This is a genomic window from Corynebacterium sp. HMSC035E02 (assembly GCF_001836065.1).
Taxonomy (GTDB): Bacteria; Actinomycetota; Actinomycetes; order Mycobacteriales; family Mycobacteriaceae; genus Corynebacterium; species Corynebacterium hiratae.
Map to the genome: position 1 here is coordinate 18375 of NZ_KV827343.1, position 11858 is coordinate 30232.

At 60.9% G+C, this 11858-nt stretch carries 12 protein-coding genes and 1 pseudogene; 5 read left to right on the plus strand and 8 right to left on the minus strand.

Features of this window, described 5'->3' with window-relative positions:
- Positions 1–146 precede the first annotated feature (146 nt).
- Positions 147–2039 (minus strand): heavy metal translocating P-type ATPase, encoded by a 1893-nt coding sequence (locus HMPREF2635_RS07000; RefSeq protein WP_070821473.1) that lies wholly within the window; start codon positions 2037–2039, stop codon positions 147–149.
- Positions 2036–2395 carry a Cd(II)/Pb(II)-sensing metalloregulatory transcriptional regulator CmtR gene (locus HMPREF2635_RS07005; RefSeq protein WP_046646453.1) on the minus strand — a complete coding sequence of 120 codons (360 nt, stop codon included), beginning with the start codon at positions 2393–2395 and terminating at the stop codon, positions 2036–2038. Before HMPREF2635_RS07005 ends, HMPREF2635_RS07000 begins: the two co-directional genes overlap by 4 nt.
- A 149-nt stretch (positions 2396–2544) precedes the next feature.
- Between HMPREF2635_RS07005 and HMPREF2635_RS13650 the strand changes: the two are divergent.
- Both HMPREF2635_RS13650 and HMPREF2635_RS07010 read left to right on the plus strand, forming a co-directional pair.
- Positions 2545–2649 (plus strand): annotated as a pseudogene (locus HMPREF2635_RS13650) (type II toxin-antitoxin system RelE/ParE family toxin); the annotation flags it as partial.
- Entirely contained in the window at positions 2636–2944 is a 309-nt protein-coding gene (locus tag HMPREF2635_RS07010; protein ID WP_083321286.1) for a HigA family addiction module antitoxin, read from the plus strand. The pseudogene HMPREF2635_RS13650 and the gene HMPREF2635_RS07010, both read left to right, overlap by 14 nt.
- Before the next feature lie 54 nt (positions 2945–2998).
- On the opposite strand, the gene arfB is transcribed toward HMPREF2635_RS07010, so the two are convergent.
- The 4 genes from arfB to HMPREF2635_RS13660 all read right to left on the minus strand — a co-directional run bounded on the left by arfB (position 2999) and on the right by HMPREF2635_RS13660 (position 4683).
- Positions 2999–3442 carry an alternative ribosome rescue aminoacyl-tRNA hydrolase ArfB gene (arfB, locus tag HMPREF2635_RS07015; protein ID WP_070821474.1) on the minus strand — a complete coding sequence of 148 codons (444 nt, stop codon included), beginning with the start codon at positions 3440–3442 and terminating at the stop codon, positions 2999–3001.
- Between the two features lie 31 nt (positions 3443–3473).
- Complete coding sequence (locus HMPREF2635_RS07020) at positions 3474–3983, minus strand: putative glycolipid-binding domain-containing protein (RefSeq protein ID WP_246824854.1); 510 nt, start codon at positions 3981–3983, stop codon at positions 3474–3476.
- Between the two features lie 77 nt (positions 3984–4060).
- Positions 4061–4447 (minus strand): Fic family protein, encoded by a 387-nt coding sequence (locus HMPREF2635_RS13655; protein WP_083306659.1) that lies wholly within the window; start codon positions 4445–4447, stop codon positions 4061–4063.
- Positions 4447–4683: a Fic/DOC family N-terminal domain-containing protein gene (locus HMPREF2635_RS13660; RefSeq protein ID WP_246824855.1), complete on the minus strand. Its 237-nt coding sequence runs from the start codon at positions 4681–4683 to the stop codon at positions 4447–4449. The genes HMPREF2635_RS13655 and HMPREF2635_RS13660 overlap by 1 nt, the downstream gene beginning before the upstream one ends.
- 449 nt (positions 4684–5132) lie before the next feature.
- Here HMPREF2635_RS13660 and HMPREF2635_RS07030 point away from each other — a divergent pair, with 449 nt between their 5' ends.
- The gene (locus HMPREF2635_RS07030) at positions 5133–6692 is read left to right on the plus strand and encodes an ATP-binding protein (protein WP_070821477.1); all 1560 of its coding nucleotides are present in this window, start codon (positions 5133–5135) and stop codon (positions 6690–6692) included.
- Here HMPREF2635_RS07030 and HMPREF2635_RS07035 read toward each other — a convergent pair.
- Together HMPREF2635_RS07035 and HMPREF2635_RS07040 are read right to left on the minus strand one after the other, a co-directional pair.
- Complete coding sequence (locus HMPREF2635_RS07035; RefSeq protein ID WP_070753979.1) at positions 6667–7317, minus strand: MOSC domain-containing protein; 651 nt, start codon at positions 7315–7317, stop codon at positions 6667–6669. The genes HMPREF2635_RS07030 and HMPREF2635_RS07035 overlap by 26 nt on opposite strands.
- 29 nt (positions 7318–7346) lie before the next feature.
- On the minus strand, positions 7347–9875 hold the full coding sequence (locus tag HMPREF2635_RS07040; RefSeq protein ID WP_246824856.1) for a hypothetical protein: 2529 nt from the start codon (positions 9873–9875) through the stop codon (positions 7347–7349).
- 115 nt (positions 9876–9990) lie between these two features.
- Between HMPREF2635_RS07040 and HMPREF2635_RS07045 the strand changes: the two genes are divergently transcribed.
- Both HMPREF2635_RS07045 and HMPREF2635_RS07050 read left to right on the plus strand, forming a co-directional pair.
- The gene (locus HMPREF2635_RS07045) at positions 9991–10707 is read left to right on the plus strand and encodes a helix-turn-helix domain-containing protein (RefSeq protein ID WP_070821479.1); all 717 of its coding nucleotides are present in this window, start codon (positions 9991–9993) and stop codon (positions 10705–10707) included.
- 24 nt (positions 10708–10731) lie between these two features.
- On the plus strand, positions 10732–11445 hold the full coding sequence (locus HMPREF2635_RS07050; RefSeq protein ID WP_246824857.1) for a Fic family protein: 714 nt from the start codon (positions 10732–10734) through the stop codon (positions 11443–11445).
- The last annotated feature ends 413 nt before the right edge of the window (positions 11446–11858 follow it).

The following is an 11858-nucleotide window of genomic DNA, read 5'->3' on the forward strand; positions in this document are numbered from 1 at the left end:
CCGTGGAACTATTAGGTTCACCCACAGTTCCCGTGCCTGCACGCATCGAGAAGGACCAGGTGGTGAACTCGAATGACTGGCCTGGTCCAACGTGTGTGTGCGCTCGGCGCGTGGTTTAACCCTTATAAGACTTGCCGGTCACAGCCTCAGCGTTTCGCTCGTGCAGCCCGCAGGCCGTTCAAGATCACGATAACTTCGGCGACTTCGTGTACCAAGACGACGGCGGCCAGGCCCAGTACACCACTGATCGCCAGTGGCATCAACACGATGATGATGGCCAGAGACAGCACGATGTTTTGGTTGATGATCCTGCTGCCTCGGCGGGCGTGCTGCAGCGCCTGCGGGATCAGCCGGAGGTCGTGGCCAGTGAAGGCGACGTCAGCGGACTCGATCGCGGCGTCAGAGCCGGTCGCTCCCATCGCAATGCCCACCGTTGCGCCCGCCAGTGCCGGCGCGTCGTTGATGCCGTCGCCGATCATCGCCGTCGGCGTCTTGGAGGAGAGTTCGGCGACGATGCTTGCCTTGTCCTCCGGTCGCAGCTCGGCGCGCACGTCGTCGATTCCGGCGATTTCAGCCAGCGCCCGGGCGGTGCGAGTGTTATCGCCGGTGAGCATGCTCACTTCCACGTCGTTGTCGTGCAGGGACTGCACGGCATCGGGCACCTCGGGTCGCAACTCGTCGCGCACCCCGATCGCCCCGGCGAGAGCGTCATTGACGGTGACTAGGACGCAGGTCTGGCCTTCGGACTCCATGCGCTCAACGTCCGCCTTCAGTGGCCCGGCGTCGATCCATCGGGGGCTGCCGACCAGCACCCGTCGGCCTTCGACGGTGCCGCCGATGCCTTGACCGGCTTCCTCGCTGATATCCAAGGCGGTGGGCGCTTCGGGCTCCGCTGCCACGATCGCCGCGGCGAGGGGGTGCGTCGATTGCTGCTCAACCGCCGCCGCGAAGGAAAGCACCTGCGCCCGATCGAATCCGTCTGCCGGGACCACTCCGGTAACCTCGGGCTGGTTGCGGGTAAGGGTTCCGGTTTTGTCTACCGCTAGGTGACGGATGCCGCCGAGTCGCTCGAACGCCGCGCCGGACTTGATGACTACTCCGAACTGGCTGGCCGCGCCGATAGCGGCCACGACCGTCAGCGGCACGGAGATTGCCAGCGCGCACGGCGACGCTGCGACCAGGACCACCAGCGCACGGGTGATCCACGTCTCGGGGTCGCCCAACAGCGAGCCGATCACGCCGACCAGCACCGCCAGGATCATCACCCCGGGCACGAGGGGTCGGGCAATCCGGTCGGCGATCCGGGCGCGGTCACCCTTCTCCGCCTGCGCTTGCTCGACGAGGTCGACGAGTGTGGTCAGCGAGTTGTCCGTTCCAGCTGCGGTCGTCTCGATCTCCAGCACACCGGCGGAGTTGATCGCTCCCGCGGGTACCTCGTCGCCGGGCGCAACCTCCTCCGGAATGGATTCTCCGGTGATCGCTGAGGTGTCAAGGCTGGAGCGTCCGGACCGAATGATGCCGTCGGTGGCGATTCGCTCTCCGGGGCGTACGAGCATCAGCTCGCCAACCACGAGGTCCTTCGCAGCGACCTCGACCGCCGTGCCGTCGCGCAGCACGGTCGCGGTTTGCGGTACCAACTTCAACAGTGCCCGCAGCCCGCTCTGGGCCCGGTCCATCGCCTTGTCTTCAAGCGCCTCGGCGATCGAGTAAAGGAACGCCAGCGCCGCGGCCTCTCCGACGAAACCAAGGATCACCGCGCCGACCGCGCTGATCGTCATAAGCAAGCCAATGCCGAGCTTGCGCTTCGTGGCAAGGTTCCGGATAGCGCCGGGCGCGAACGTATACGCCCCTAGCAGCAGGCCGACCCAGAACAGTACTGTCGCGGGTGTCTCTAGCCCAGACCAGTCCAGCGCCAGGCCTATGACGAGGGCTATGCCGGAGAAGATCGGCAGTAGCAACTCGGGGTCCTTCCACCATGGCCGATCGAGATCTTCGATTTCCGTGGCTGGTTCGTGTTCGCATCCACACGCTGAAGTCATGCGTCCACTCCTTTTCCGTCGCAGCCGGGCACCGAGCACTCAGGGTCGATGCACGGGGCGTTTTCGTCGACAGCCAGCGTCGCGTTCACTAGCGCGTTGAGCGCTGTCGCGAGGTGCGGATCGGCGATTTCGTAGCGTGTCTTGCGGCCCTCCGGCTCGGCGACGACGATGCCGCAGTCACGCAAGCAGGTCAGGTGGTTCGAGACGTTCGAGCGGGTCAGGTCTAGGTCGCGCGAAAGCACAGCCGGGTAGCTCGGGCCGTCGAGTAGGGTCATCAGGATTCTGGAGCGCGTCGGATCAGCCATGGCCCGGCCGAGCCGGTTCATGACGTCGAGGCGCGAAGCAATAGTCAGCATGTGCTGAACAATACAACGTGTGCTGAACTATTCAAAATGCACTGAACTGACGGTTGCGCGAAGGTCCTGCGACCTGCAAGAATTAGTCGATGGGATAGCAGATGACTGATCCTTTGTGGTTTGGCTGCCACCCAACGCGGGAGCGACGTGATCGGCGGGGTCAGTTCAGCATTTGAATCAACGACCAGTGGCGGATCTGTTTTCGGTGGTCCGCCGCGGGGCCAGAGGAGGTTGAGATCGTTGACTACCACTGACAAGCTCCCTCCGGTTCACCCCGGGGAGATCCTCATGGAGGACTTTCTCAAAGGAATGTGGCTCACCCAGCACAAGCTCGCCGTCTCCATCGGCGTTCTGCCCCGCCGGATCAACGAAATTGTTCACGGTAAGCGCGCTGTAACCGCTGACACGGCCCTTCGTCCAGCGAAGTTTTTCGAGATGAGCCCCCAGTTCTGGCTCGGGTTACAGGCTCAATATGACTTGGACGTGGCGGAAGACAAGATCCTCTCGGAAATCGAGCGGATTCAACCGGTCCAAGCTGTCTCAGCGTAGCGGTTACCCGAACCAGGTCCGTCAGCGTGAGGATATGCATGCGGATGGTTCGAACTAGGGAATTTGGGGCCGCCGTCGCGTGGACTTGAGTTCCGAGCGCCGCTTTTTCGCTTCGAGACGGCGTCGCACCGAGCTCCGCGTCGGCTTGGTCCTGCGCCGCGGGGGAGGAGGCGGAGCGAGCGCCTCGCGCAAGAGGGCGGCCATGCGTTCGCGTGCCTCGGTGCGGTTGCGTACCTGCAATCGCTGGGTCGATGCGGTAACGGTAAGGACGGTGCCGTCTAGGCGGTGCTCGAGGTTGTGAAGGACGCGGCGACGCTGGGCGTCGGAAAGCGATGAGCACGTAGCGATATCGACGGAAAGCTGCACTTTGCTGTCCGTAGTATTGACGCCTTGGCCACCTGGTCCCGACGACTTCGCGAACCGCTCCGTCAGGTCGGCGGCGACGATGACCAGACCCCCGGGGATCCCTGGGCCAGGTGCGATGGTCAGGTCGTTCATACCGCCCAGCTTAGTTAGAGTTGCTTCCGGATCAGACCCGCCGTGCGAGATCAGGGTAGTGTACGACCACGCCGCCACCGTCGACCTCCAACTCGACGTCGACTCCCCGTGTTCCACTTTCATATCGGACAGTTTCAGAATCGATGGAGCTGTAGTACTGGTCTGATGCGATCACCTGGAGGGACGGTGTATCAATCCAAGCCATGATCAGCTGCGTTTTCGGAACCTGAGTCTCAAGCAGCGTCAAGCGACGAATAGGCATTGTGTTGGTGAGAGGGCACAGACCGAGATCGCAATCGAGTGCGGCTTTCAGATCGGCTGACTGGACGATACCGGGGGAGGGCAGATCTCCAGGCTGGGCGCCCTCTTCATTGGTTTCCGCCGACCACACGCCTTGCTCGGACCTAAACAGCTCGAGGCTTCGCCCCCATCCGTCGCCTTCAACGTTCACCGACACACGTTCAGTCACCCAGTTCTCCGCGGCGCGCAGCTCCCACGTGGCCTCGAATCCATCGCCGTATTGCACTCCGGAAGCGGTCAAACCGGCTCTTAAAAAATGAACTGCGGCCTAGTTCCGGATGAGGGGAATCTCGACATGCTCCCACTTATACGTGCGCTTCATGGTGAGGATTTTCCCACGCTTGATGGTGCGAAAAGGCAGGTAGCTTTCGATTTGGACCACGTACCGAGGACGAGGCATACCGGCAGAATGGTGTATTCAGTAAGTCCGCGACGCAGAAGAATCCCATGAATGAGAGCACGGCCAACGTGCCCGTTGCCGTCTGCAAAGGGATGAATCGTTTCAAACTGAGCGTGAGCAATTGCGGCCTGGATGAGAGCACCGTGCGAAGCGCCATCGAGGTAAAGACATAAGTCGTCCACGAGGTCATGGACTAGGCCTGGGGGCGCTGGGATGAACTCGGCCCCAATGGGTGTGTGGTTACTTCCACCAATCCAGTTCTGAATAGTGCGAAGACCAGTGGGGATAGAGCCCTTCTCCCCCATCAACTCTCTTTGGAGCTTTTCAAGAAGGCCGATGGAGATGTTGGTTCGGTGGCAAAGCTCTTCTCAATGGAACACAGAACGGTGAGGTTACGCGCAACCTCTTCCGCGCCTTCCTTAAAGCCGCGGACTTCCTCCTTTTGGGCGAGTTCCGCGAGGACAGCCTTGTCGACGTTGGGTGCAATACCTTCAATGCGTGAGGAAGAAATCGCCTCAGAACGCATGAGTAAGCGGGCCACAGACTCCAACTGGCCAGAAGCAGCATGACGGTTGAGATCCAAGATCTCTCGCTCGATACGTGCTGCCCGGCTGGTGAGCTCTGGGGAAACTCCATGCCTTACTTACAAGATGGTCAGGGACATAGACCTAAAAAGGGCCTCCGGCCTTATCGCGCCGGGGAATGCCGGAGCCTGATTCGGGGATCCAGCTCTCGGTAACGTAGTGAGGCTTGTAGAGGCTATCCATTCGTCAGACAGCAAATGAGTGGTTGGATAACTCTTATCCAACCACTCATTGCGGTTTATGCGCTAGATAAAGCTTAAACATACGGGGTTTCAGGGCCATAATTTGGCCTCAATGAGAATGTCAATGACACCTCAATGGGAAGATCAATGAGAACTCTTGTCATTGAAGAGGAATGAAGTTAGCATTGAGCCGTCATTGTTAACATTGAGGGCGGGTATTCATCGTGAACAATTGGTCCGAGAATCAGCTGAGAGAGCTATTGGCTGAGCTTGAGTTGCGCGGCGGTGATTCAACAACAGTCGAGGTCAAAACCGCTCAAGGGGGCATTCCGGACTCTCTACCGCAGACATTGTGCGCGTTCGCAAACATGCCGAGTGGCGGCCTTATCATTCTCGGTGTCAATGAGAAGGAAGGATTCATTGTCACTGGCATTGAGAATCCTTCGGAGATGGAGGCTGCTCTGGCCTCGCAGGCGCGTCATGCCATCACCCCTCCAGTCACAGTGCATACCGACAGTGTGGCAATAGATGGCACGCATGTCGTGATTGCGGAGGTTACGGGTCTTCCGATTATTGATAAGCCTGCTATCTACAGGGGAGAAGCGTATCTTCGAATGGCTGATGGGGACTACCGTATGAGTGCCTCGGAGCTGCGCATGATGGACGTGGCAAAGCTGCATGCCGAAGAGGCAGTGTCCTATGACACGACGATTGTGGAAGGCACGAGCCTTGCAGACCTAGATAGCGACGTGGTGCAAGATTTCTTGGTTCAGGCGCGGAAAAAGAATCGGCGACTATCGGGACTTACTCAAGATGAGGACGTCTTACGGGCGCTAGCGGTGACGACCGCGACTGGAGAGCTGACGCTTGCTGGCCTGTATGCGCTGGGTTTCTATCCCCAAGGGCATTTTCCCTCCTTAGCAGTAACGGTGGCGCAAAGGCTACCAAATGGTTCGAAGCACGGGCGAGTGTTGGGGTTGGAGACCTTTGAGGGGCCCGTTCCGGTGCTGTTGAACTCGGTAATGGGATGGGTAAGGCAACGTTTAGCCGCCGTACGGCGATATCGAGAGGACGGATCAATGGTGGAAGTTCCTGAACTTCCCCTTCCGGCCATTCGAGAGGCCGTGGCTAATGCATTGGTGCACCGTGATCTTGGGCCAAATACGTTGGGTGCGGGTAAATCGATTGATGTCCGCCTATTACCGGACAAGATGGTTATCTCCAGTCCAGGAGGCCTACGGGATCTGACGGTTGAACAGCTCAAGTCGAGAGATCTGGCGCGCCAGGAGATTAACCAGCGGCTCTATAGACTGTGCCGATATCTCAAAGCAGACGATGGCTCTTTTGTTATTGAGGGCGAAGGCGGCGGCGTGCAGCTCATGCTGGATGCCGCGCGAGAGCAAGGATTACCGGAGCCTGACCTGATAGATTCTGGCGTGCAATTTACGGTGAAGATGTGGCGGCCGGACACTCGTGGAGAGGCCCGTATCTGGGAGCCACTACGCAAGGAGGAATCAGGCACCGGCCCGGAACGACGAGTGGATGCACCAGTGACCTTGGAACGCCTGGGTGTTAACGCCCCGCGCGTAGCGGAGGCGCTGCGTACGGCGGCACAACCGCTGTCTATCGGCGAAATAGAAACAGCCACAAACCTTACTCGAGCGCAGGTCCGATATGCGCTGAAGTCACTGGTGAAGGCACGATTCGTGCGTATGGATGGTACGCGCGGCTCACAAGCGACAACCTATGAATGGCTAGCTAACCGCGGGATTGCAGGCTCTTAACCAGCTGGTCGTGATGAACGGGAGCGAGGCAGCCGGCGTCGACGACGCGCCGGGCCAGCTCCTTGTCCCCCATCTTGGCGGCGAAGGCCATGCCCATGGTGATGTCATGGTCGGGGCGGCCGATAAGCGAAATTTCATCGCCAGGGTTGATGCGGCCGGGTTCGATGATGCGCAGGTAGGAGCCGCAATCGCCGCGCTCAGTAAAGGACTTGAGCCAGCCGGGCTCGTCCATCCAGCCGGAGAAAGTGGCGCAGGGGGTGCGCGGGATAGACACTTCGAGCACGCACTCCCCCACCTGAATCCGCTGGTTGATCAGCATATTCGGCCAGGAAATGCCTTCGGTAGTGAGGTTCTCCCCGAAGTAGCCGTCACGCAGCACACGGTTGAGCGTGCCCTCCCAGTAATCGAGCTCCTCGCGGGCATAGGCGTAGATGGCCTTCTCGGCGCCGCCGTGGTGGGCGTGGTCACCAATGGAATCCCCCACCACGCCGGAGCCGTCACCATAATTGGGCCCGGGGACCTCTAGGTCGAGGAAGGGGCGCGGCTGCTTATCGATGCCCGTGTACTCGTGCCGCCCGTGCGGCTCGGGGCGGCGGACAGCGACGTTCGTGGAGATAACCTTCATGCTCACTCATTGTGGCACACCTCACGCGCTTACGCGTCGCGATCGCGGAAGAGAGCTTCGGCGGTCACGAGGTCGTAGAAGAAGAGGCGGGGGGCGAGGGGGAGGACGTCGGCAAGCATGGGCATGTCCTCCTTGAGCAGGGGGCTTTCCATGATGATGTCGTTCGCCGCGGCGCGGGACGCCAGTGCGAAGGCATAGGAGATGTAGGGCATCCACGCAGCGGCATTGAGTTCATCCGCCGTGTTTCCGCTGGCAAAGGCGCCCAACGCGATAAGGGTGTGGCTGACGGACATGTCAACGCCCGCGTTTTGCACCAGGGATGCGAGTGCGGTGGCGTCCTTGCGCAGGTGCTCGATGGTGCCCAGCGCATCGAGTGCGCCGTTGTTGGCAAAGCACTCGCGCAGCGCGGCGACGCGGCCGGCCTCCCCCATCAGGTCATCGACGGGCGGAGTGGGGCTGTGAATGGTCGCAGCATTGAGCAGCATCGGGCGGGTCAGCCCATCAGCGCCGGACTCACGCACGGCGTTCAGCTCCGCGTTCTCGCTGGCGGAAGGATCGAGCAGGAGATCCAGGTAGCTATCGGCGCTGGACTCGGCGGTGGGCTCCAGCGGCGAGTGGAACAAGCGCGTGCGCGCGAGCGAGCGGGCCTGCTGGTTCACGCTAACGCCAGTGCGTGCTAGGGCGTGGAGCGCGTCCTCCGGTTGGGCGCGCAGGCGGTCGATCGTGCTGTCGAACATCGCTTGCAGCTTCGGATTCGGGCTGCGTTGCGAGAGCACATGAAGCGCGCGGAAGGTGCCCCAGAGCTGCTCCGGGGTCCAGTCCTTCGATGCGAGCGCCGCCGGCGAGCCTTCCGGCGTGACCACGATGGAGGCGCTGGAGGGGCGAGCAGGGGCAGCAAGGTTGGAGGAGGCGCGGAGCTCGCGGACGTCGACAAGCAGCGAGCCATGCTCAGCAAGCTCCGCGGGCAGCTCAAACCCCTCTTCGGTGGGCGTGAGTTGGGTGGGTGCCACGGTGGGCTCGGCCAATGGCCAGGCCCAGCCCACTAAATCTGCCTGCGGTTCTGCGTTCTGCTCGATGATAATCTCATCGCCGTTGAGTAGGCCGCGGCTGACGAAGGGGGACTTGCGGACGGTGGCTAGTGCTGCATAAATCAGGCTGGTGGACGCGGAAGCTTCGTACTCGACGATGCGCCGCTCCAAGCTGCGGGCCTGGTGAGCCTCGCGCTCCTCCGCCGGGAGGGAATCCAGGTAGTCCTCGTAGGACAGCGTGGACCACATGAGGAAGAGCTCAGCCGTTGGTTGCTTGCGCACGGCGTTGGCCAGCGCGGCGTTGGGGACGGCGAGGCTGGTGACCGCCTGCGTCGTCTTTGAGGTGCGCGCCAGTTCCTTGATTTTCTGCCGGCCGTCGATGGTGACGAACTTCGCCAGCGGCAGTGGGCGCGGCGAGTGGACGGTGAACATGTCGTCCTGATCGAGCTGGCCGGCAAAAATCACCGGCTTGTCGGAGTGCTCGGTGGGCTCCAAGCCGATGCGCTTGACGCGGCTAAACAAGGCCTCGGGCCAGACATCGAATTCCAGCTCATAGCCGGCCTCACTGGCCACGACCTCGCGGCGAGAGACCTCGGTGTCCTCGAAGGTGCGCAGTCCCTTCTCCAGCGCGATGGGCTTCTTTGGCGGGGAGGCTAACGTGTAGCTGAAGGCCGAGTGCGCGCCGAGAGCATCGATGATGCGGAAATCCATGCCGCGCGGACCGTCGTTGGTGGCGCGCATGTGGAGGCCCTCGGCGAGGGAGATGAAGCGGACGTCGACAAGCTCCTCGTCGTGCCACAGCGACACCTTGTAGCGGCCCACCCACGGGTCTTCGTAGAGGTCACCCGGGAAAGGCTCGGCGATGCCCGCGTCGAAGGTCTGCTCCGAAATCTCCTCCTGTTCGCCGCCGAGGGGCGCATAGGTGAGATCGATGCGCCACTCCCCTTCCGCGATGAGGTGCACGCGCGGCGACTTGGTGAACACGGGCTCGTTGTCGAGGCCACGGGCGTTGGGGAGGATGGCGACGTCAAAGTCCCACTCAAAATCGCCGTGCTTGGCGACGTCCACCGGTTCCCTCTGCGGCACCCTGACCTGATCCGGCAGTGGGCCCACTTCCCAGCCGGCCCAGATGCCGAGGGGCTCAGCGGCCTCGAGCGTGCCCTGCGGCGCGATGAGGGTGGTGCGGTCATAGACGATGAAGGGTGCTTCATCGGTGATGCCGGTGAAGGTGACGGTCTCGATGAGGTCCTCATCGCCATCGCGCAGGGTTACCTCGATGCGGGTAAAGGGCCCGGGGATGCCGACTTCCAGCGGCTCTTCGGTGGCGAATTCACGCACCGAGTGGGGGCGATCGATGAAATGGGACTTGACTATCCATCGTGGGTCCGTCAGGTCCGCTTCAGGGTAGGTAGCCGGCAGCTCCAGCATGAGGATGTTGCTCCCCCGGCGCAGTGAAATCCGGGGACCCTGCTCGGCGATGTCGGTAGTGACCAACGGCGTTGTGGGAAGTGAATAAATCTCCGCGCTCATTTGCTTCATCATAGGACACGGCGGGGTCCTGTTGCCATGTCGCTGGTAGAGGGCTTGATTGTCCTAACGGTAGGACAGGTGTCCTAAGCATAGGACAGCTGGCTATAGTGGGGCTATGGACCCAGTACAACTCCTCAAGAAAAGCCCGCTGAGCCTGAGCGAAGTGGCTCGGCGTTCGGGGGTCTCACGAAATACGCTCAACCTGTGGTTGCGTGAGACAGCTCAACCGAGTTTGGCTGGCTTGGAGAAGGTAATGCGCGTGCTCGGATACGAGGTTTCCGTACAGGTACACCGCATGAGTGATGCCGCGGCCGCGACAGCCGCCAGAGTGCTTCTTGGGGATCTCGCAAGTGAGGAGCCAGACGTTAAAGCCTGGATTGACCGCTTCGTGCAGTGGGGTGACACCCCGGCCGGCGGCGGTAGCTGCCAGGCTCTCATTGAACGGGCCGCGTGGGCGTCTAACCCCTACGGCCGCAAGGGCGCTCTCCATTTTTTACCAGCGAATCCCATAACGCTTGCCTCAGCGGTTGATGCGAGCGGGCAAACTTGGGCGATGTCGGGTGCTTTTGCAGCGCAACGAGTCGCGGGGCAGATCGCAGGTGAAGAAGAACCTCAATCAACATTGATCTGGTGCACAAATCCAGCAGACATCGTGCCCTCGTTGCCCACTCGGATTCGTGCGAGTGCTGAGCCCGTATCCGGAGGAATCACCCTCGTGCCTGTCGCTGGTGAAGAGCTCACCGGCGCAACTAATGAAGCCGGAATACACTACGTATCACCGCATCAGCTTGCCATTGATGTGTGCGCAGAAAACTACATCGGAGGGGCATAGGTGATGAGAAGAGCAACGAGCCGAGTGAGCTGGGAGCACCATGAGCGGCCGCACGTTTCGGAGTTAGGGACTGACCGTGCGTTATTTCGATTAACCAAGCAACTTCCTGACTTGGTGTGGAACGCTGCCGCGCTGGAAGGAAACACTTTCACTCTCCCGGAAGTTCGAACCCTGCTAGATGGCATCACTGTGGGCGGAAAGGCACTTGCCGAACAGCAACAGATCTTGGACTTGTCAGAAGCTTTCAACCTGCTCCACGAGCTGGTCCTCAAAGAGGAATGTGCGGTGGATAAAGCCACCAGTAACGCACTCCATGCCGTGCTAGCAAGGAACGAGGCCCTGGACGCTGGTCTTTTCCGTGGTGAAGGCCATGTGGAGGGAGATGGCGGTGGAGTGCGGCTCATGGATGGCGGGTTCATCCCTTTCGACCCTGCTGATGAATTGGGTGAAGCTCATGCCGATTTGCTGGTCTCCCTTCAAGGGCTTGAAAACCCAGTCGAGCAAGCGTTGGCCTATTTCTGCTCTGCCACGCGTAGCCAGTTTTACTTCGATGGAAACAAGCGAACCGCACGGCTTGTAGCGTCGGGCCTCTTACTGAGTCATGGATACAGCGCATTGAATATCCCCCACGCGCGGCGGCTGGAGTTCAACCTCGCCCTCGATGAGCTTTTTCGTGCAGACGACGCCACAACGCTGATGGATTTCCTGTACGACTGCCTAATGGAGTCCTCCCAGTAGAATCAGCCCCGTAGTGTGTAAATGACAAAGGCCCTCCGCTTCCGAAGCGGAGGGCCTACGTGGGGGCTGAATGCTCAGCGCATCCTTTAGTGCATAGTGCTGTAGTGCTTAGCGGAACATCTTCTGCAGAGCCGAGAAGTCAACCTTGACCACGCCGACAGACTGCAGGAACGCGGCGATGGCGCCGAGCAGGGCAGCCACAACGCCTGCGCCCAAGAAGCCGGCGCCGACGGGGTGGCGTGGCTAAACGGAACAGAGCTGACGACACCAGCGGACTTGCCGTGGGAAATAGCCTGCTCGGAGATGTTCTTCAGGGAGTGACTGTAAGGGGGCTTGCCCAGAACACTGTTGACGTCGGCAAGCACTGCGTGGACACCATAAAACGGCTCTTCCGGTTTCGGGGTGCGTAGCGG